The following is a 20,182-nucleotide window of genomic DNA, read 5'->3' as shown; positions in this document are numbered from 1 at the left end:
TTATTATGAAAAAGAAAAGTTTTAGGATTTCATAAACAAAGTTAGGAGGTCTTTGTTTATGGTTTTATTATATCGGATTTATCTTAAAGATTTCTTAAGGAATTATTTCATTTCCAAAACAAATTGTTTACGGATTCTTTTCATAGCGCCATTCCAGCAACAAAGAAGCCTAGCTTTGTTAAATAAGTTAACTTTTTTCTTCTTCAAAATAGAGGCGAATGTCATCCAAATGACGAATCGCATGATTGACATCCGGCTTGTAATTCAAAAAATTAATACTCCCGATTCCTGCATTGTCTGCCAGATCAACATCCAAGGTTCGATCTCCAATATAATAGGTCTCGCTCCGATCCAGTTGATACTTATCCACTAGATAATCGACTCCTTCTGGATCTGGTTTTCTCCTAAAACCATTGTCCGTTGTGACAATCTCTTGGAAATAGGATAGGATCCCTAAATCATCCAGAATTGGGTAAGCATTCTTCCCCTTGTGGGTATAGACAAATTGGGTAATTCCTTCCTCTTTAGCCCAAGCTAGAATGTCTCTAGCCCCCTGCATCAGATGAACTTGGGCGTTTTTCTCACGTAAGCTAGAAGCACGATAACGATTCATCTCCTCCGCATCCAAGCCATGTTCTCTAGCAACGTCTTCAAGCAAAGACTGGACAGATTGTTGAAGAATAAAAGCATGGACCGCTTCCCGGTCAAAGTCCAGAGAGTAATAGGCATAAGTCTCAGCAATCCCATCTAAAATAGCTTCATAAGAATCCAAAAGAGTTCCATCCAAATCCCAAATAAAAGCTCGTGTCATAAGTTTTATTCCTTCCATGTCCGATGATAGAGCGTTTTTAAGAAAAACCAGCGAAAACCATTATCCAAGAGGGTACCTGCCCAAATACCTGGCAAGCCCCAACCGAGGATAACTCCCATCAGATAACCTGAGCCAATCCGAATCACCCACATGCCGATCGTGGTCGCATAAAAAGGAAGGCGGGCGTTACCCAGACCTTGCCAGACAGCCGTATAGATGACCGTTCCAGCTGTCAGAGGCGTTCCAAGCAAGGAGAACAAAATGACGGATAAGGAAGCGGCAAGAGCTCCTGAATCCTTGGTGTAAAGGGCTGTTAAAGGGCTGCCAAATAAGAAAATAGTAAGGGCGAGGGGAAACATGGAGAGAAAGGAGAGCCAGAAACTCCGACTGGTGATTTGCTTGATCCCTTGCCAATCATTCTGTCCCAAATTTTTGGCGACCAACATGACTGTCGCTGTCGCAATCCCAAAAGCCGGCATATAGTTGAACTGGGTCAAGACTTCCCCAATGGCATTCCCAGCTACTGCTCTTGTACCAAAAACAGCGACCATAGCAATGATAACAATATCCCCTGCTCGCATCATGAGGCGTTCACCAGCAGCAGGTAAGGCAAGGGATAACAAGTCTCGATCCAATCCCCAACGAAAAGGAGCGAAGGGAAGTTGAACCTGACGCCAGAGCAAGTAAGTCCCTAATAAGCGAGAGAGAACCGTTCCTAAGGCAGCCCCAGCGATGCCTAGCCCAAAAACAAATATCAAGATGCTCGATAGCAGAGCATTTAAAACATTGGTCAACAAACTGACATACATAGGTACTCGCGGATTGTGGGCCACACGGACTAGGGCTCCAAAAGTCGTCATCAGCCCCAAAAGCAAAATACTTCCTCCGACAAGAGATAAGTAAATCCCTCCTGCTTCTGCAACTGCTGCTTCAACCCCCAAGAGGGAAATCAATTCCTTGCCAAAGCAGAGGGATAAAGTACCTAAAACAAGACTTATTAAAACCGTTACTTTGATAGACTCAGTGGCTTGACGAGCTATGGCCTGCCGATTTTTTTGTCCCATACTTTTGGACAAGAGACTCACAACCGCTGCTCCAAGAGCGATAAAAATAGCTTGGTAAATCGTAATGATATTGCCTGCGACGGATACACCCGAGACAGCGACTAAACCCAACTGAGCAACCAAGTAGCTATCTACCATCCCCATGAGCATTTGCAAGAAATTTTCTCCGATAGCAGGGAGGGCAATCCTTAAAATTTGTCGATCCATTTGTTGTTGACGAGACACACTTTCCTCCTGATGAAAAGAAACTCAGTTAGTTTCCCAACCGAGTTTACTTCCTCTCTTTTAAAGTCCTAAATAAGATTCTACTGCTGCCTGCATATCTGTTGCCGCAACAGTTGTCTTGTGACGAACTGGAGCTGTTTCGAGGCCATCAACTGCTGGTGGCACTGTCACTCCTGAAATTTCGTGCAACTGAGCCAAAGCTTCAAAGTCAGTCAAGCCTGATTTCCCTGTTACAGCTTCTACTGCAACGACTGGGAATTTATATGGACTAGCTGTTGAAGCAATCACGGTCTTAGCCACATCACCTGTCGCTGCTTGGTATTTTTTATATACGGCTGAAGCAACTGCTGTATGAGGATCCTCAATATAAGCATCTGACTCATAAACACGCTTGATTTCTGCTGCTGTTTCTGCTTCCGTCGCATATGCTGCTGCAAAAAGGTCAAGGATTTCTTCATCAAAATCTGTCAACTCATACTGACCTTGCGTATTCAAGGCAGTCATGAGTTCAGCTGTCTTAACCGCATCATTTCCCAAAAGATGGAAAATCAAACGCTCCAAGTTTGAAGATACTAAGATATCCATAGATGGACTAGTGGTTACCTTGAACTCACGCTTCTTGTCATAGACACGAGTTTTAAAGAAGTCTGTCAAGACATTGTTGTCATTTGAAGCACAGATCAACTTGCCGACTGGTAGGCCGATTTGTTTTGCGTAAAAGGCAGCTAAGATATTTCCAAAGTTTCCTGTTGGAACAGTAAAGTTAACCTTGTCACCAGCCTTAATTTCGCCAGTTTTAACAAGCTGAGCGTAGGCATAAACATAATAGACAATCTGTGGGACCAAACGACCGATATTCATAGAATTAGCTGATGAGAACTGAAGCTTGTTGGCTGCCAATTTCTCACGAAGAGCCACATCATTGAACATATGTTTCACATTGGTTTGGGCATCGTCAAAGTTTCCATTAATGGCGATGACATGGGTATTTTCGCCCGTTTGAGTGGTCATTTGCAACTCTTGGACCTTGCTGACACCGTCTTTTGGATAAAAGACGATAATTTCAGTTCCTGGTACATCCGCAAAACCTGCCATAGCAGCTTTCCCAGTATCTCCAGATGTCGCTGTCAAGATGACAATCTTGTTTTCCAAGCCATGTTTCTTGGCAGCTGTTGTCATAAAGTAGGGCAAGATAGACAAGGCCATATCCTTAAAGGCAATGGTTGAACCGTGGAACAATTCCAAGTTGTATTGCCCATCAAGTTTCACAAGAGGAGCAATGGCTGGCGTATCAAACTTGCTGTCATAGGCGTTGGTGATACAGTAGTCCAACTCTTCTGCTGTAAAGTCATCCAAGAAAGCTGACAAGACAAGCTTAGCTACTTCTTGGTAAGAAGCGTCTTTCAATGTGTCAAAATCCAAATCTACCTTTGGATAGCTAACTGGAGTAAACAAACCGCCATCTGTTGCCAAACCTTGCAAAATCGCTTGGCTAGCTGTTACGGTATTTTTCGCATCACGCGTTGATTGATAAACTAATGTCATGTACATTTCCTCATTCTGTTCCTTAAATGTACGAGTTGGATCACTCTAACTTTCGTACAATCTATTCTATTATACCATGAATCCTTGTGAATTTTGTCAGTGAGAATGAAATTGTCTGAAAAAAGAGGCCATTTCTTGCAAACTGAAAATCAACGAAAACTTCTCTTAATGGATTCATTTGCTGACCGAGTCTTGCTAGTCTCTTTTTACTTGCTCATAGGAATCCTTGCCATCATTGAGCTTGTCCCAGATAACGACTTTTCCTTCTTTGAGGGATTTTTGAACATCAATGATCCGCTGATTGGAAGAACCACGAAACTGCAACATGAGGTTGCGTTTGCTCTTATCATAGCGCCCATCGACCAGAATATCAATCAGCGAAAGCAGTTCTAGTTTGTCCGGCGTCTCCAGCATCATTTCTTCCCAGGTATAGCCGGTCCATGACCAAATATCTTTTTCCGGCAACTCTCTTTTTACCCGCTTAACCAAGGGCAGCAGGATGCCGGTGTTGAGAAAAGGTTCCCCACCAAGCAATGTCAGGCCCTGAACATAGGGTTGGGCCAAATCTGCCATAATCTGCTCTTCCAACTCTTTGGTGTAGGGAATGCCTGCCTTGAAAGACCAGGTCGCTACATTGTAACAGCCCTCACAGTGAAACATGCAACCTGCTACGTAGAGGGAGTTGCGCACTCCTTCGCCATCCACAAAGTTAAAGGCCTTGTAGTCGATGATGCGCCCTTGACTCAGTTCTTCACTCTTCCACTCGCCTGGTTTTGGTGTATTCCATGTCATCCTTCTACTCCAACTCTATCCAATAGCGCTCCGTTCCATTTCGAACATCCTCCAACTGGCCACCATTAGCTAAGATGACCGCTCGACTAGCCGGATTCTCCGTGCTACAAGTAAGGAGAGCACGATGGATATTCTTTCCCTTAGCAACTTCTAAGCCTTGGCGGAGGGACTCTTTTGCGTAGCCTTTGCCTCTTTCAGACGGTCGGATGGAATAGCCAATATGGCCACCCTCCTCCAGGAGATAAGCACTCAGGCGCAAGCGCAGATTGAGAAAGCCAACCGCTTGACCGTCTCTTGCAAAAGCGACTAACTGAACAGCAGGCACCCAACCTTCCGGAATTCCTAGCCCCATTTCCATGTCACGATTACTTTCCAACCAGGCTTCGTAAACAAAAGCTTCCGCATCCCAAAATCCGCCGTCGTGGGCCGATCGGGTCTCTTCGAACTCTGCCATCATCTTTAGAATGGTTTCTTTATCTGCTAAAGTCGGTCTGCGTAATTCCATCTTTACCTCCCCATACGAGAAAAGCGAGAGCGGACTCTCACTTTTTCTTGTTCTTGTTTAAAAATTGCTCTCTTAGGCTGGCTACTCGATCTTTTTTATTGATTCCGCCTGTCGAATGTTTTTCGTGGAATCGTTGTACCTGAGCCTTGCCCTTATCGTCTAATTGGTATTTTCCCATAATCTTCCTTTTCTAATCTGTCACTTGGTGTCCAGCTGATTTGATCGTGGACCCATTCATGTGTTTGACACGTGCAGCAATTTCCTTGTGGCGTCCATTAACCATGGGGCGAGCTTGTGGGTTTCCAAGATAGCCACAGGTCCGTTTAACAACGTCTACTGTTTTAGGATCACTATTGCCACAGTTTGGGCAAGTGAACCCCCGCTCGGTTGGTGTGAAGTCCCCTTCAAAGTCACACTTGTAGCAACGGTCAATTGGTGTATTGGTTCCGAGATAGCCAACCCGGTCATAGGCATAATCCCAAACCGCCTCAAGGGCTTTTGGATTTTGTTGGAGAACTGGGTACTCACAATAGTGGATAAAGCCACCCGTCGCTCCAGCTTCTGGATAGACTTTTTCAAAATCCAGCTTCTCAAATGGGGTTGGGTTCTTGCGGACATCGTAGTGAAAACTGTTGGTGTAGTATTCCTTGTCTGTGATATCCGGAACCTTCCCAAATTTCTCCGTATCCAAGCGACAGAAGCGGTCTGTCAAGCTTTCTGATGGCGTCGAATAAATGGAGAAGTGGTAGTCATATTGGTCAGACCATTCTTCGACCCGTTTCTTCATATCCTTAATGATTTCGATTGTAAATTGTTTGGCTTCTGGATTCTGTTCCCAGTCAGGTCCATAGAAGACTGTCGCCACTTCATACAATCCGATATAGCCGAGTGAAATCGTCGCTCTACGGTTACGGAAAAGCTGGTCTACCTGGTCGTATTTGCCCAAGCGTTTTCCAAAGGCGCCATACTGATAGAGAATCGGTGCGTTGGCTGGGGTTGCTTCCTTGGTCCGCTCTACCCGATAGACCAACGCGTCTTCAGCGATATTCATCCGCTCATTGAAGATTTCCCAGAATTTCTCTTTATTTCCTTCAGATTCCAAGGCAATTCGAGGAAGATTGACTGTCACGACTCCAAGATTCATCCGGCCAGAATTGACTTCCACACCATTTTCATCCTTCCACCCTTGGAGGAAAGAACGACACCCCATGGGTACCTTGAAGGAACCCGTCAATTCGACAATCTTGTCATATGAGAGGATATCCGGATACATGCGTTTGGTCGCACATTCCAAGGCCAATTGCTTGATGTCATAGTTGGGACTATCTGGTTCTAAGTTGAGACCTCTTTTCAAGGTAAAAATCAACTTAGGGAAAATTGCGGTCCGGTGCTCCGAACCGAGCCCCTTGATTCGAATCTCCAGAATAGCTTTTTGGATTTCGCGTTCAAAACGGTTAGACCCTAGCCCGAAGCCCAGCGAGGTGAAAGGGGTTTGACCATTGGAGGTAAAGAGGGTATTGATTTCATACTCCAATGATTGCATGGCATCGTAGATGCCTTTTTTCGTTTTTTGCCAAGCATAGTCCTCACGTTTTTCAGGGAGAACCCACTCCTCAGCTTCCTTCAAATGTTTGTCATAATTCTTCTCTGCATAAGGAGCCAGGACTTCATCAATCCGATCTGCTGAGCAACCACCGTACTGGCTAGAGGCCACATTAGCAATGATTTGCGAGATTTGAGCCGTTGCGGTTTGGATCGACTTGGGACTTTCTACTTCTGCATTCCCAATCTTAAAGCCATTTTTTAACATACCTTCAAAATCGATCAAGCAACAGTTAGTCATTGGAGTATAAGGACTATAGTCTAAATCATGGTAGTGGATATCCCCTTTTTGGTGGGCATTGGCTACGTGTTTGGGCAACATTTTGAGACCAATGGACTTGCCGACGATCCCTGCGGTCAAATCACGTTGGGTGTTGAAGACATCACTATCCTTATTGGCGTTCTCATTCACCACTGCTTGGTCCTTGTTGAGGAGCTTGCCAATCGTAAAATTGATATCGGTTGCTTTTGAGCGCTCAAAATCCCGCTGAGTCCGATAGGTAATATAGCTCTCAGCAATCGCATATTCATTGGCTTGTAATAACTCGTGCTCAACGACATTTTGAATCTCGTAGATTTTCACGCCACGAGGGAAGCGTTCCAAAATTTCAGCCACAATCCGGTCTGTAACGGTTTCTAATTTCGCTTCCAAGGCTGGAGTGAGGCCTGTCACTTCTTCTGTCGCCTTAACCAAAGCACGGTATATTTTATCGACATCAAACTTGACCTTCCGCCCATCTCTCTTTTCCACAAAGAGTTGGGGGAGACTTTGGATATGCTCTTCTCGTAACGTTATCATACGCTCGCCCACTTTCTTTTTTATACAATTACAATTCACCCCATATTATATCACTCAAAAATAAAAAATCAATATCTTGTGGCAAAAAATGTTATTTCATTTCAAAACCACAAGATATTGATAGTCTATTTACATTGGTACAAGGTGTACTGCGAACCCTTCTGGTTCACTTTTTCATAATTTTTGGTTAAAACTTTTTGCATAGCAGACGTTACATCTAGGTCCTTATTGACCACAATAAACTTCGGCTTGGCTTGCTTAATCTGATTGATCAGATTGGTTCGATTTTCCCTCGGCCCCATATAGGCAGTCGGAGTTAGGAGGGCTGAAGCTGCTAAGCGGCCACTTTCTTGATAGAGATGAGCTGTCTGATCCCAAGCATAGATAGTATCTTTGGAATCGCTATGACTCTTGATATACTGAGCAATTGCACTTCGGTCACTAGTTCGATTGTTTTGGAGAACCAATTGATTCACAACTGGATAGCCTACTAAATAAGCCATTGCCAAAATCGGTAGGAAGGCTTGACTGGAGAAATAAAGGTCCCAGATTGAATTGTTCTTCATCTTTCGGCGCTGATAAGTCGACTCATCCCCAGCAAACCAAAGAGCTAACAAGGGAAGGCCAAAAGGTAACAGGCTAAGGAACTGATAGGCCCCTTGCTCTGGTGTCCCAACCACAACTGCAACAACTAGCAGAAGACCGAACCAACTCATAAACCGAATCACACGTTGACCACTTGTCGATACTTTTCGGAAGGACATGACGAAAGCTGAAGCGAAACCAAGCGTCAACAGCAATAAACAGTAATAAACTAGGTTGGCAAAGAGATGGCCGGCATCAAACTGGAGGGAGCGGAGACTATACAAGGTCTGATGGATTGCATATCCAAAAGAGCCGTTCCACACGGTGATGTATCCTAAAGGATAAAAGAGAAGCGAGAATCCCAAGAGGGCAGCAAGGAATTGATAGAAGCCATGGGCTAATTTCTTTTGCTTCACATGATAAGCTGTCAATCCCAGAAAAGCTAGCAGATAAAAAATCACACTCAGCCATGGCACAATCATAAAGGCCAAACAGGCTCCTGCACCGTAGGCGACAAAGGATTCGTCTGTTTTCTCATCCTCTAGATAAGCAAGAATGAAATTCATAGAGCTAAAGAGGAAGGGAAGGGCATAAAAGACAGCATAGTTCCCACCAAATCCAAGCACCCCAGCAAGAAGGTAGAAGAGTAGCTGAACTTGTCCTGCAATTTTTTCACTTGCAACCAGGCTTCTGACCATCCGATATAGGCTCGTCCCAGCAAAAAAGTAGGCCAAAATCTGGAAGACCACCAGGAGAACCTGACCTCCTACCAAACTTCCTAAGCCACTGAGACCATAGTAGAGCAAACCATTGACCCCAAAGAAATGACCATAGGGAACTTGACCTTGAGAAATTGCCCAACCAGCATATAAGTCCTGAGTTTGTTGATTGGTCGCAAGTAAGTTGATAAAAGGAAGGGCTACATGGACCATCCCGAGTAGGACGCTAAAAGCAATTGGTAGTGACAAGGGAACCGGACGCTTAATAGCATAGCGCCCCAATGACTTTTCTTCTTGATCTTCTAATGTCTCTTCTATATCCTCTTGGTCTTTCGGCCTCGCTTCAACCTTCTCTTTGCGATGATGACCAGATCGTGATAAGCGACTTAGAGTTTCGGTCGAAGCTTCCGTTTCGGCCCCTTCTCCATCAACTTGGCTCTCTTCCAGGTCCTGCTCTGATTCCACCGGTTGACTAGCAGTCAAAACTTCTTCTTCCCGGCTAATTGATTGTTCCAATACTTTTCGTAGCTCTTGAGTATCTTGAAAATTGGACCCGACACGTAAGCCAAGTTTATGCGATTCTTTTTCTTTTTCACTCATACCTTGTTTTTTCCTTTACTAGACTTGCAAGTGCTAAAGGGCACATGCACACCCTACTAGTATATCAAAAATGGACCCAACTGTCAGCTTTCTCCACAAGGAGATGATAGGTGGTTTAAAAAAAGACCGATACCCTTTAGGCATCCGTCTTTTCTTTTTAAAGTTGATTCAAGATAGTCTGAAAATCGTTTTTTACATCTTCGATGGAAGTGGTCACTTCCTGACGAGTCTGGTTATTTTTGACGGTGATTTGGCCACTTTCAACCTCGCTACCACCTAAGGCAATGATGGTTTTTGCCCCAAAGACGTCAGCTGACTTGAACTGAGCCTTCAACTTACGTCCTAGGTAATCACGTTCTGCGATAAAGCCTTGACGACGAAGAGCTTGAACCAATTCCAAGGCGGCTACTTCTGCTTCTGAACCCAGAACAGCCACATAGACATCCAACGATGCCTCAACAGGAAGTTCAACTCCTTGTTTATCGAGGATCAACAAGAGACGTTCCAGTCCCATCCCGAAACCGAATCCTGGAGTTGCTGGCCCACCAAAATATTCTACCAAGCCATCGTAACGACCTCCCGCACAAACAGTCAATTCATTTCCATCGACTTTTGTCACGAATTCGAAAATGGTGTGGTTGTAATAGTCTAGGCCACGAACCATGTTGGTGTCGATGACATAGTCAATTCCTAGACCGTCTAGCATAGCCCGGACAGCATCAAAGTGTGCCTGGCTTTCTTCGTCCAAGTAGTCCAGAATAGATGGAGCATTCTCAACCGCTTGTTTGTCTTCTTTTTCTTTTGAATCCAAAACGCGGAGCGGATTTTCCTCTAAACGACGTTGGCTATCCTTTGAAAGTTGGTCCTTCATTGGAAGGAGGTAGTCAATCAAAGCTTGACGATAAGCCGTCCGACTGGCTGTGCTACCAAGGGTATTCAAGTGGAGGACAACATTTTCAATCCCGATCTCTTTGAAGAAGTGGTCAGCCATGGCAATCGTCTCGACGTCCGTTGCAGGATTGCTAGAACCAAAACACTCTACTCCAATCTGGTGGAATTGACGCAAACGGCCAGCCTGAGGACGCTCATAGCGGAACATAGGGCCGATATAATAGACCTTGCTTGGCTTTTGAACCTCTGGTGCAAAGAGTTTATTTTCAACATAGGAGCGGACCACCGGTGCTGTCCCTTCTGGACGCAACGTGATATGACGATCACCCTTATCATAGAAGTCGTACATCTCCTTGGTCACAATATCCGTTGTATCCCCTACCGAACGACTAATGACCTCGTAATGTTCAAAAATAGGTGTGCGAATCTCTGCGTAATTGTATTTTTTAAAGGTTTCGCGAGCAAATCCTTCTACATATTGCCACTTAGCGGATTCCTGTGGCAGGATATCTTGGGTTCCTTTTGGTTTTTGTAATTTCATAGACACCACTCCTTTGCTTGCTTTGTACTATTTATTCTATCATAATTTCCAGTTCATGACAGTGCTCAAGCGATAAAATCAGACCACAAGCCCATCAGGAACAGAAAAAGTAACTTCTCCAGCCCATAAAAATAGAGCCCGCATCACATGCAAGGCTCGATTTCTTTCGTTTCTTTACTTTCAACTATTTTATAAGATATTTTCATATTGTTCGCGAACTTCCTGCGGCCAAACACTGGTTTGGACTTCTCCGATATGTTTCTTACGAAGCAAGAACATGGCCATCCGCGATTGACCGATCCCTCCTCCGATAGTTAGTGGAAAGAGGCCATTCAAGAGCGCACGGTGCCATTCCAATTCTAAACGATCTTGATCTCCTGTAATAGCAATCTGGCGCTTGAGGGTGTCTTCATCAACCCGAATCCCCATAGAAGATAATTCGAATGCCGCCCCTAGGTTATCATTCCAAACAAGGATATCCCCGTTTAAGCCCTTGTAGCCATTTTCTGTTTCTGTCGTCCAGTCATCATAGTCCGGCGCCCGTCCATCATGCGGTTTGCCATCTGATAAGACGCCACCAATCCCAATCAAAAAGACGGCTCCATATTCTTTAGTGATGGCATTTTCCCGTTCTTTCGGCGTCAAGTCAGGGTAACGCTCTACCAACTCTTCTGTGTGGATAAAGGTGATTTGTTTCGGCAAGATAGACTCAATATCATAGCGAGCTTCAACTGCCAACTCCGTCAAACGAATCGCCTTATAGATTTTTTCAACCGTTTCTTTCAAGTAAGCAAGGTTTCGGCTGCCGTTAGGAATGACCTTCTCCCAGTCCCACTGATCGACATAAACTGAGTGGGTCGCATCCAACGAATCCTCATCCGGACGAAGGGCCTTCATATGGACGAAGAGACCTTCCCCTTCCCCAAAGCCAAACCGCGCCAAGGTATGACGTTTCCATTTCGCTAGGGAATGAACGACTTCATAGGTTTCATTAGGAATTTGTAAGACTTTAACGGAAACTGGATGTTCTACACCTGATAGGTTATCCTGCATTCCATCTCCTACCTTGCTCAAGATAGGTCCTTGAACTTCGACAACTTCTAGCTTATCTTTCAAATACTGGGTAAATGTTGTTTTCACGAATGAAATTTCTTCTTGCTGGTGAATAAAACTCTTCTTCATAGAGACTCCCTTTAAATAGTATGAATTTGATTATACGCTTTTTTAGAGAAAAAGCAATACTTACCGCTTCAAAAAGAGGGATTTGAAAGCTATTTCAAGGCCGTCTCCTTTCAGCTATTTAACACATCTATTTTATACTCATTTTTATTTTAACAATCAAAGTTATACTGTTGAAATAAGGTGCTTTTTGTGCTACAATCTATCTAAGAAGACGATCTTGTGATTGTTTGAACAAAGGGAGGATTTTATTCTTAACAGCACCATAACGAACAACCTAGTAACCTGTCGCAATACCGTGTCGTTTAATAGCGACTCCATCTTTTGGAAACCTACTGATCGTCTTATTTGGACTCCGAGTAGGATTGTTTATTAAACACCCATTTTATCAAAAAGGAAGAAAATTATGGATAAAAAGAAATTTTGGATTTTCCCATTTGTTCTTTGTTTACTAGCCACCCTATTCACTTTAGGTTTGAATAGATCATCTGCTGAAACATCGACTGTTTCGGTAACAGGAAAATTTGCGGACACGATTACCAGTGTCAACGTCACCAATAACGAAGGTGGAGATCTCACTTGGGAGTTGGAGCAATGGGCTACTTTCCGAATTAATGCCACCTACGATTTAGCTGGAAAAAATGTCAAGGCAGGGGATACTACGGTCGTGACTGTTCCAGATGCTTTAATGATTACTTCGGATAACTTCGAGATTCGAGATGTGAATACCAACGAGATCATCGCTCACGCAACCGTAGATGCTGCAAAAAAATCGATTTCCCTCACCTATACAGACTATGTTGAAAAACACTCTGACACTAACGGTTCCTTCTTCTTCTATGCACGGATTGATTTCCAAAAGCACCCTGAAAAAGGAGAAATCCCAATTGAAATCACCATTAACAATGAGCTTAAGGTCGGCGGAAAAGTAACCTTCAAGGGAGTTGGAGACGGGAATCCCAAAGTTTTGACAAAGACGAGCTGGGTGAATTCAGACAATCACAAGAAGGTATCCTATACCATTTCTGTCAACCGGACCAGAGAAAATATCAATAGCGTGACCATTGAAGATCACATGAAATTTTCCAACGCTTCTTATGTGCCTGGTAGCATCAAGGTGCTGAAAGGTACCTTTGCCTTTGTATCAGGTGAATGGCAATTTAGCAACCGAACAGATGTCACTGACCAACACAAGGTGACCATTAGTGAAGACGGCCAATCCTTTGTAGTTGACTTAGGCGATATCACTGAAAACGACCAGTATCGTATTGCTTACGACGTTGAGCTCAACTACGAGCCTGTAGATGGTGAACTCCTAAAAAATGATGCTATCTTAAAAGGTAAAAATACAGTGGTGAAAGAAGTAACCAATGCTGCAGCTGTGCAAATCGCGGGTGGCTCTGGTGTCGGTTATGTATTTACCATCAATATCCACAAAGTAGACGATGCCAACCAACCCCTTCAAGGTGCGAAATTCAAGGTCGTACGTCAGGCGAACAACCAAGTCATCGGTGAGTATGTAACCGACGAAAACGGGAACATTACTGTCAGCGCTTTGTTAAAAGATAAGTATATCTTAACTGAAACAGAAGCACCTGCAGGCTACAGCATTAAATCTGCAGATACAGAAGTCAATGCTGAAGATTTCGGAGCCGATCACTCAGTAACCAAGACGATCGTCAATCCGAAGGAAGAAACAACCACGACTACAACGACTACAACGACTACAACCACCACAACGACTACGACGACTGAAGAGCCGACTACTACTTCAACCACTACAGGTGAAACAACAACAACCACTACTACAACTGAAGAACCGACTACATCTTCAACTACTACAACAACCAAAGAAGATTCAACAACGACAACTACGACAGGCGAAACAACGACAACAACTACTACAAGCGAAGAACCGACTACTAAAGTGACGACTACTCCAACCCCAACTCCATCATCTTCAACAACTGAAGGTACCGGCGACGGCAAAGGTAAAGGTCGTAAGAAAGTTCTCCCAAGTACAGGTGAAGTCGCAGCTACTGGATTCATTGTCCTAGGAGCAGTGGTTCTATCAGGCGCTATCTTATTGAAACGTAAACTTTCAAATCAATAAACCTGACTAAATCAAACCTCTAGCTAATGGCTAGAGGTTTTTTGTCTTCTAAAACAACATTCCTACTGGCAACAGCATCCTTCTAGCAGGTCGTAAGGAGATCCTATTTAGACCTATTTCGAATTTTTTCAAAATAGAGTTGACAAATCTATCTGGAAGTACTAGAATCTATTTAGAAAGAAATCTAAATAGATTAGAGAAGATAGAGAATGAATTTTGCGCAAACATTTAAAGCTTTATCGAATCCGATAAGAAGAAGTATCTTAGAGCTGCTAAAGGCAGGGAAATTATCCGCTGGCGATATCGCTGGCCACTTTGATGTAGCAGGAGCGACCATTTCCCATCATTTAAGCATACTCAAGCAGGCAGATTTAATTCGAGAGGAAAAAGAGAAGAATTTTATCTACTATGAACTCAATACTTCTGTCTTGGAGGATTTGATGGTCTGGCTCGTTGATTTGAAAGGAGACTCTACTGATGAAAACGAATAAAAAACTATTGATATTAACTTCTATGGTGATACTTTTTCCCATGCTTTGGGGGCTGATGATTTGGTCACAATTGCCTAACCAAATCCCGATTCACTTTAATGCTGCTGGTCAGGCCAATAACTTCCAATCGAAAGCACTAGCTGTGTTTGGTCTTCCTGTTTTCCTTCTCTTGGTGCATCTGTTTGTGATCTTTATGATCGGACGTGATCCTAAGAACCGTACTATGAATGAGAAAATGGTCAAAGTAATCTACTGGTTGATTCCAATAGTCTCCTTAATCGTCTCCTATCTCATCTATAGCAAAGCGCTAGGTTCTACTACCAATCCATCTGTTTTTGTTTCGGCTTTGCTAGGGCTCATCTTTTTGATCATGGGCAACTACATGCCTAAGCTAAAAGTGAACCATACGGTTGGAATCCGCCTACCTTGGACTTTACAGAGTGAAGATAACTGGCACAAAACCCATCGCTTGGCAGGGAAGTTGTGGGTCCTCGGAGGCTTGATCCTCCTACTGGAAGCTGGCCTTCAATTCGCGCTTTCTTATGTATTGGTGCTGGTCATCCTCGCCATTGTGTTTATCCCTATGATGTACTCTTATCAATTAAGTCGGAAAAATCGTTAGTATAAAAAAACAACCAGAGAAGAACTAGTTGGGAACTGTTTCTTTTCCGGTTGTTTTTGCATGTTCATCGCTTCAAATTCCAAATTTTCAGGGAAAGATTTATTTTCATAAAGTCATAGTTTTTAATATTCTTTCTATAAGCTAGTATATTCATTGAAATTTATCCAAAAAAGTAGAGAAAAAGGTAGAGTTTGGATTGAAATACAGTGAAATATATCGCATTTGGCAAAAAGAAAAAACGCTTTAAATCAGCGTTTTTCTTATGTATTGATTCGTATTGAACCCCTACTTAACTTCTGTAAACACAACGTGTTTGCGAAGTTTTGGTGAGTATTTCTTCAATTGAAGACGGTCTGGAGTGTTACGTTTGTTTTTAGAAGTAAGGTACAAGCGTTCACCAGATTCTTTGTGTTCAAGTGTAATATTTACGCGCATGGTATCTCCCTTCTATTATTCAGCTGATGCAGCTTTAGCGATCTTACGTCCTTTATAGTATCCTTTAAGTGATACACGGTGTGAACGTGAGTAATCTCCAGTTGCTTCGTCAAAGTTTACAGATGGAGCTGTTACTTTGTAGTGCGTACGACGTTTGTTTTTCTTCGCTTTTGATGTGCGACGTGCAGGTACTGCCATTTCGTTTTTCTCCTTTTAAGATATAAATTCAATTAGGTTTGATTTTCATCAACTTTAACAGTATAACAAAACTTTTTTGTAAAGTAAAGTTACTTGACAACTTTTTTCAAATAATTTCTTTCATCCTGCTATTCTCCATCCTCACTCTGTTAAATTGTCTGAAAATTCAAGAATTTTCTTCTGTCGTTGGGCCGTAAATTGTGCTATAATAATAAAAAATACGATGAGAGGGAATTAGATGACAGAATTAGATACACGCCATCGCAGTAGTGTCTACGACAGTATGGTCAAATCCCCTAACCGGGCCATGCTTCGGGCAACTGGGATGACAGATGAAAACTTTGAAAAACCAATCGTAGGGGTGATTTCTACTTGGGCTGAAAACACACCTTGTAACATGCACCTCCATGATTTTGGAAAATTGGCCAAAGAAGGTGTGAAAGATGCGGGAGCTTGGCCGGTTCAATTCGGAACCATTACGGTTGCGGATGGGATTGCTATGGGAACGCCTGGGATGCGCTTCTCCTTGACTTCTCGTGATATCATTGCAGACTCTATCGAAGCTGCTATGGGCGGTCACAACGTGGATGCCTTTGTAGCTATCGGGGGCTGTGATAAGAACATGCCTGGTTCGATGATCGCCATTGCCAATATGGATATCCCAGCGATCTTTGCTTATGGTGGGACCATTGCCCCAGGTAATCTGAACGGCAAGGATATCGACTTGGTTTCTGTTTTCGAAGGGATCGGGAAATGGAACCATGGTGACATGACTGCTGAAGAAGTGAAGCAACTGGAATGTAATGCCTGCCCTGGCCCTGGTGGCTGTGGTGGTATGTATACGGCCAACACCATGGCGACAGCGATTGAGGTTCTTGGGATGAGCTTGCCAGGTTCCTCTTCTCACCCTGCTGAATCAGCGGATAAAAAGGCGGATATCGAAGAAGCAGGTCGTGCAGTTGTGAAGATGCTGGAGATGGGACTGAAACCTTCTGACATCTTGACCCGTGAAGCCTTTGAAGATGCTATTACGGTGACCATGGCCCTGGGTGGTTCAACCAACGCGACTCTTCACTTGCTCGCGATTGCTCACGCAGCCAATGTGGACTTGACCCTTGAAGACTTCAATGATTTCCAAGAGCGCGTGCCTCACTTGGCAGACTTGAAACCTTCTGGTCAATATGTCTTCCAAGACCTTTACAATGTCGGTGGTGTGCCTGCCGTCATGAAATATCTTCTTAAGAATGGGTTCCTTCATGGGGATCGCATCACATGTACTGGTAAAACAGTAGCTGAGAACTTGGAAGCCTTCGCTGATTTGACACCGGGTCAAAAAGTCATCATGCCACTTGAAAATCCGAAACGTGCGGATGGTCCATTGATCATCTTGAAAGGGAACTTGGCTCCAGAAGGGGCGGTTGCTAAAGTATCAGGTGTGAAAGTTCGTAACATCACGGGTCCTGCTAAGGTCTTTGACTCCGAAGAAGCGGCCATTGAAGCGGTTCTTTCGGATGAAATCGTGGATGGCGACGTTGTTGTTGTCCGCTTCGTAGGTCCTAAGGGTGGTCCTGGTATGCCAGAAATGCTGTCCTTATCATCCATGATCGTTGGTAAAGGCCAAGGAGATAAGGTAGCCCTCTTAACAGACGGACGTTTCTCTGGTGGTACTTACGGTCTCGTTGTTGGACACATCGCACCTGAAGCTCAGGTCGGTGGCCCAATTGCCTACCTCCACACAGGGGATCTGGTAACAGTTGACCAAGATACCAAAGAAATCACCATGCATGTCTCAGACGAAGAATTGGCGAAACGGAAGGCTGAGACAACCTTGCCACCACTCTATAGTCGCGGGGTTCTAGGTAAATATGCTCACACGGTATCCTCTGCTTCACGCGGTGCCGTGACCGACTTCTGGAATATGGAACAGTCTGGTAAACAATAAGATATGAAAAAACTCACTTTACGAATTCGTAAAGTGAGTTTTATTGATTTAACGTGGTGGTAATCCGAGGGCGATGCGCCCGTAGCGACTGATCCGAGTAATTTTCCAAGCCGGCGACCAAGTTACTTCTACTTTGACATCCTCGATCCCTTCAATCTCCTTCAGACGAGCGACGATCTCAATAGGCAAACTTTCCGCACAGTCACAAGCGGTATCGGTAAAGGTCATAACCACCTTGCAGGTTCCTTCCTCATCCAGGTCCAACTCGTAAATCAAACCGAGGTTGTAGACATCCAACTCAACATCTGTATCAAATACAAGCTCTAACTTTTCAATCAATTGCTTCTCCAGTGCTAGGGCACGGTCGTTAATCTTGATATCCTCTCTCATCTCGCTATCCTTTCCCTCCTTTGATGAAGACTATTTTCTCACAATTATGACAATAATGCAAGTTAACCTAGAATGAGATCGAATGATAGCTACAAATCAAACCATCCGTCTTAAGACTGATTTTAAATTACAGGAAGGTATCTTAAGCTTTCTTTAAGTTTTCCGATTTATACTAATACCATCAAATGAAGACCTCCTAACTTTGTTTGATAGAAAATCCTAAACTTTTTCATAATAATCTCCCATAAAGGCCACCAAATCAGGTGGCTTTTTTTATGGGAGTGAGACAGAACAATTTTTTAAAATTGTTCGTTGTCTCACCCCCGCACAGTTGATTAGGTAATCTTTGGAGCTATAAGAGCGAACAAAGATACCAATCAACCACTGCGTTATGTAATTATTACTAAACCTATTTCATCTAACTAAGCCTGATAAGGGCGTAGACGAGCTTAGGTACATTGATGCAGTTCGAACGCTAGTGAGAACTACGTTCCTTATTTTTTTACGAGGATCGGCGAGTTTAGGTACGTTGACGCAGTTTGAGCGGAGCGAAAATGACGTTCCTATAAATATATGTGAGAAAAAAGTTTTAAAACCTTCAAAAAATTTTTTCAGTTCGACCTTTCTATTGTTTCCTATATTTGTAGGCAAAACAGCTATTTTACGGGCTTTATTTCCCGATAATTCCTTTTGCCTCCTCTAACTTCTTGTGCTATAATGATACGGATGCTGTTCATTTTCGAACAAGGAGGTACATTATGAAACAAAACCATTCACGTTTTCTCATTCCAGGGATCCTTTTACTAGGAGTGGTCTTGCGGGCCCCATTTACGACCCTATCCACTGTCTTATCAGATATCGCTACTAGCTTTGGTGTCGAGGTAAGTTCTCTTGGCCTCTTGACGAGTCTACCCCTCCTAACATTCGCTATTTTCTCTCCTTTTGCTACTAGCTGGGCCAGACGCTTTGGGATTGAGCGACTCTTTCTCGGAGTCTTGATCCTGATGACGATTGGATCTGCTCTACGCACCATCAATCTGCCTCTCCTCTATGTGGGAACTCTTTTGATTGGTGCTGCTATTGCCTTTATCAATGTCCTTCTACCAAGCCTGATCCAAGCCAATGAGCCAAAACGTCTTGGCTTCTTAACAACCCTTTATATCACTGCAATGGGCTTGTCTACTGCGGTAGCTTCTTCTGTCGCTGTTCCTATCACTCAAGCCACCTCTTGGCAAGGTCTGGTTTGGGTGCTGACCCTTGTCTGTGCGATCGCTCTTGTCATCTGGCTCCCCAATGCTCGTCATAATCATTATTTGAAAAAAAGCTCCTCTTCTAATGATAATAAGACTAGCTGGTATAAGAATGGTAAGGTCTGGGCTATCATGCTCTTCTGTGGTCTACAATCTCTCTTGTTCTATACCACGATGACCTGGCTTCCTACCATGGCGACCCAAGCCGGCATCAGTCAAGCCAATGCAGGAATTTTAGCATCTGTATTTACCCTGATGAGTCTTCCCTTCTCTATGACCATTCCAAGTCTCACCACCAGCCTTTCTGAACGAAACCGTCGCATCATGCTGATGACAACTGTTTTAGCTGGTTTTACTGGAATAGCCATGCTGTTACTGAAAACAGACAACTTCATTTACTGGTTGATCCTGAATATCTTGATCGGAAGTTTTACGAGTATCTTATTCCCTTACCTCATGGTCACCTTCTCCATGAAGTCTAGCTCTCCTGAGAAAACTGCTCAGCTCTCTGGACTAGCTCAAACGGGAGGATACGTCTTTGCTGCACTTGGACCTATCTTATTTGGTTCAAGCCAACAAGTCTTCCACTCTTGGACACCCGGGATTCTTATTCTTCTTGTTGTTGCTTTGTTTATGAGTATGGCTCTCTATCAAGTAGAAAAATCTGATGTTATCCTATAATCCAATAGAGGCTGGGACAAAAGTCCTAGCCTCTCAATTGTCTTTGGATTGTCGAGCAAGACGCAGTGGTTGAGTGGGCTCTACTAGGCTGATTTCATCAGCTTTTACAGCCTTACTCAACTGTGCGGAGGTGGGACGACGAAATTGAATTCTAACGAATTACCGATTTCTGTCCCACTCTCTATTTTTTATACAAAAAAAG

18 protein-coding genes are annotated in these 20,182 nt (G+C 43.6%); 5 read left to right on the top strand and 13 right to left on the bottom strand.

Annotated features, from left to right (window positions below; genetic code table 11):
- Positions 1 to 187: 187 nt before the first annotated feature.
- The 10 genes from EL081_RS00605 to asnA all read right to left on the bottom strand — a co-directional run bounded on the left by EL081_RS00605 (position 188) and on the right by asnA (position 11,861).
- Complete coding sequence (locus tag EL081_RS00605) at positions 188 to 811, bottom strand: HAD-IA family hydrolase (RefSeq protein WP_126403624.1); 624 nt, start codon at positions 809 to 811, stop codon at positions 188 to 190.
- A gap of 5 nt (positions 812 to 816) precedes the next feature.
- Positions 817 to 2,100 carry an MATE family efflux transporter gene (locus tag EL081_RS00600; RefSeq protein WP_126403623.1) on the bottom strand — a complete coding sequence of 428 codons (1,284 nt, stop codon included), beginning with the start codon at positions 2,098 to 2,100 and terminating at the stop codon, positions 817 to 819.
- A 60-nt stretch (positions 2,101 to 2,160) separates the two neighbouring features.
- A complete protein-coding gene (gene thrC, locus EL081_RS00595) occupies positions 2,161 to 3,645 on the bottom strand; it encodes a threonine synthase (protein ID WP_126403622.1) in 1,485 nt (494 codons plus the stop codon).
- A gap of 195 nt (positions 3,646 to 3,840) precedes the next feature.
- Positions 3,841 to 4,437 (bottom strand): anaerobic ribonucleoside-triphosphate reductase activating protein, encoded by a 597-nt coding sequence (gene nrdG / locus EL081_RS00590; protein WP_126403621.1) that lies wholly within the window; start codon positions 4,435 to 4,437, stop codon positions 3,841 to 3,843.
- A gap of 4 nt (positions 4,438 to 4,441) precedes the next feature.
- Positions 4,442 to 4,942: a GNAT family N-acetyltransferase gene (locus EL081_RS00585; RefSeq protein ID WP_126403620.1), complete on the bottom strand. Its 501-nt coding sequence runs from the start codon at positions 4,940 to 4,942 to the stop codon at positions 4,442 to 4,444.
- Positions 4,943 to 4,979: 37 nt separating this feature from the next.
- Entirely contained in the window at positions 4,980 to 5,120 is a 141-nt protein-coding gene (locus tag EL081_RS00580) for a hypothetical protein (protein WP_126403619.1), read from the bottom strand.
- A 12-nt stretch (positions 5,121 to 5,132) separates the two neighbouring features.
- Positions 5,133 to 7,343, bottom strand: coding sequence for an anaerobic ribonucleoside-triphosphate reductase (gene nrdD, locus EL081_RS00575; protein WP_126403618.1), 2,211 nt, complete (start codon positions 7,341 to 7,343; stop codon positions 5,133 to 5,135).
- Between the two features lie 125 nt (positions 7,344 to 7,468).
- Positions 7,469 to 9,247, bottom strand: a complete 1,779-nt coding sequence (locus EL081_RS00570) for an MFS transporter (protein ID WP_126403617.1) — start codon at positions 9,245 to 9,247, stop codon at positions 7,469 to 7,471.
- Positions 9,248 to 9,404: 157 nt separating this feature from the next.
- Positions 9,405 to 10,679: a histidine--tRNA ligase gene (hisS, locus tag EL081_RS00565; protein ID WP_126403616.1), complete on the bottom strand. Its 1,275-nt coding sequence runs from the start codon at positions 10,677 to 10,679 to the stop codon at positions 9,405 to 9,407.
- Between the two features lie 189 nt (positions 10,680 to 10,868).
- Positions 10,869 to 11,861 (bottom strand): aspartate--ammonia ligase, encoded by a 993-nt coding sequence (gene asnA, locus EL081_RS00560; RefSeq protein ID WP_006595208.1) that lies wholly within the window; start codon positions 11,859 to 11,861, stop codon positions 10,869 to 10,871.
- 403 nt (positions 11,862 to 12,264) lie between these two features.
- Between asnA and EL081_RS00555 the strand changes: the two genes are divergently transcribed.
- The 3 genes from EL081_RS00555 (at position 12,265) to EL081_RS00545 (ending at position 15,084) form a co-directional block, all read left to right on the top strand.
- On the top strand, positions 12,265 to 13,971 hold the full coding sequence (locus EL081_RS00555) for an LPXTG cell wall anchor domain-containing protein (RefSeq protein ID WP_164555424.1): 1,707 nt from the start codon (positions 12,265 to 12,267) through the stop codon (positions 13,969 to 13,971).
- 209 nt (positions 13,972 to 14,180) lie between these two features.
- A complete protein-coding gene (locus tag EL081_RS00550) occupies positions 14,181 to 14,462 on the top strand; it encodes an autorepressor SdpR family transcription factor (RefSeq protein ID WP_061564603.1) in 282 nt (93 codons plus the stop codon).
- Complete coding sequence (locus EL081_RS00545) at positions 14,449 to 15,084, top strand: SdpI family protein (protein WP_126403614.1); 636 nt, start codon at positions 14,449 to 14,451, stop codon at positions 15,082 to 15,084. Before EL081_RS00550 ends, EL081_RS00545 begins: the two co-directional genes overlap by 14 nt.
- Before the next feature lie 285 nt (positions 15,085 to 15,369).
- On the opposite strand, the gene rpmG is transcribed toward EL081_RS00545, so the two are convergent.
- Positions 15,370 to 15,519: a 50S ribosomal protein L33 gene (rpmG, locus tag EL081_RS00540; RefSeq protein WP_001265622.1), complete on the bottom strand. Its 150-nt coding sequence runs from the start codon at positions 15,517 to 15,519 to the stop codon at positions 15,370 to 15,372.
- A gap of 15 nt (positions 15,520 to 15,534) precedes the next feature.
- Positions 15,535 to 15,717, bottom strand: a complete 183-nt coding sequence (rpmF, locus tag EL081_RS00535) for a 50S ribosomal protein L32 (RefSeq protein WP_003009516.1) — start codon at positions 15,715 to 15,717, stop codon at positions 15,535 to 15,537.
- 238 nt (positions 15,718 to 15,955) lie between these two features.
- Between rpmF and ilvD the strand changes: the two genes are divergently transcribed.
- Positions 15,956 to 17,659, top strand: a complete 1,704-nt coding sequence (gene ilvD / locus EL081_RS00530) for a dihydroxy-acid dehydratase (RefSeq protein WP_006597056.1) — start codon at positions 15,956 to 15,958, stop codon at positions 17,657 to 17,659.
- A gap of 48 nt (positions 17,660 to 17,707) precedes the next feature.
- Here ilvD and EL081_RS00525 read toward each other — a convergent pair whose 3' ends face one another.
- Positions 17,708 to 18,049, bottom strand: coding sequence for a metal-sulfur cluster assembly factor (locus tag EL081_RS00525; RefSeq protein ID WP_126403613.1), 342 nt, complete (start codon positions 18,047 to 18,049; stop codon positions 17,708 to 17,710).
- 758 nt (positions 18,050 to 18,807) lie between these two features.
- Between EL081_RS00525 and EL081_RS00520 the strand changes: the two genes are divergently transcribed.
- Positions 18,808 to 19,980: a CynX/NimT family MFS transporter gene (locus EL081_RS00520; protein WP_126403612.1), complete on the top strand. Its 1,173-nt coding sequence runs from the start codon at positions 18,808 to 18,810 to the stop codon at positions 19,978 to 19,980.
- The last annotated feature ends 202 nt before the right edge of the window (positions 19,981 to 20,182 follow it).

Origin of the sequence: Streptococcus viridans, assembly GCF_900636365.1 — a bacterium.
In the GTDB taxonomy this organism is placed as follows: domain Bacteria; phylum Bacillota; class Bacilli; order Lactobacillales; family Streptococcaceae; genus Streptococcus; species Streptococcus viridans_A.
The sequence above is the reverse complement of the archived record's forward strand: the minus strand, read 5'-3'. Positions and strand labels throughout refer to the sequence as shown.

What these genes read in the sequence shown, in the direction of transcription:
- EL081_RS00605 (WP_126403624.1), bottom strand. Translation starts at nt 811, where the DNA reads ATGACACGAGCTTTTATTTGGGATTTGGATGGAACTCTTTTGGATTCT.
- thrC (WP_126403622.1), bottom strand. Translation starts at nt 3,645, where the DNA reads ATGACATTAGTTTATCAATCAACGCGTGATGCGAAAAATACCGTAACA.
- nrdG (WP_126403621.1), bottom strand. Translation starts at nt 4,437, where the DNA reads ATGACATGGAATACACCAAAACCAGGCGAGTGGAAGAGTGAAGAACTG.
- EL081_RS00585 (WP_126403620.1), bottom strand. Translation starts at nt 4,942, where the DNA reads ATGGAATTACGCAGACCGACTTTAGCAGATAAAGAAACCATTCTAAAG.
- EL081_RS00580 (WP_126403619.1), bottom strand. Translation starts at nt 5,120, where the DNA reads ATGGGAAAATACCAATTAGACGATAAGGGCAAGGCTCAGGTACAACGA.
- nrdD (WP_126403618.1), bottom strand. Translation starts at nt 7,343, where the DNA reads ATGATAACGTTACGAGAAGAGCATATCCAAAGTCTCCCCCAACTCTTT.
- EL081_RS00570 (WP_126403617.1), bottom strand. Translation starts at nt 9,247, where the DNA reads ATGAGTGAAAAAGAAAAAGAATCGCATAAACTTGGCTTACGTGTCGGG.
- hisS (WP_126403616.1), bottom strand. Translation starts at nt 10,679, where the DNA reads ATGAAATTACAAAAACCAAAAGGAACCCAAGATATCCTGCCACAGGAA.
- asnA (WP_006595208.1), bottom strand. Translation starts at nt 11,861, where the DNA reads ATGAAGAAGAGTTTTATTCACCAGCAAGAAGAAATTTCATTCGTGAAA.
- EL081_RS00555 (WP_164555424.1), top strand. Translation starts at nt 12,265, where the DNA reads ATGGATAAAAAGAAATTTTGGATTTTCCCATTTGTTCTTTGTTTACTA.
- EL081_RS00550 (WP_061564603.1), top strand. Translation starts at nt 14,181, where the DNA reads ATGAATTTTGCGCAAACATTTAAAGCTTTATCGAATCCGATAAGAAGA.
- EL081_RS00545 (WP_126403614.1), top strand. Translation starts at nt 14,449, where the DNA reads ATGAAAACGAATAAAAAACTATTGATATTAACTTCTATGGTGATACTT.
- rpmG (WP_001265622.1), bottom strand. Translation starts at nt 15,519, where the DNA reads ATGCGCGTAAATATTACACTTGAACACAAAGAATCTGGTGAACGCTTG.
- rpmF (WP_003009516.1), bottom strand. Translation starts at nt 15,717, where the DNA reads ATGGCAGTACCTGCACGTCGCACATCAAAAGCGAAGAAAAACAAACGT.
- ilvD (WP_006597056.1), top strand. Translation starts at nt 15,956, where the DNA reads ATGACAGAATTAGATACACGCCATCGCAGTAGTGTCTACGACAGTATG.
- EL081_RS00525 (WP_126403613.1), bottom strand. Translation starts at nt 18,049, where the DNA reads ATGAGAGAGGATATCAAGATTAACGACCGTGCCCTAGCACTGGAGAAG.
- EL081_RS00520 (WP_126403612.1), top strand. Translation starts at nt 18,808, where the DNA reads ATGAAACAAAACCATTCACGTTTTCTCATTCCAGGGATCCTTTTACTA.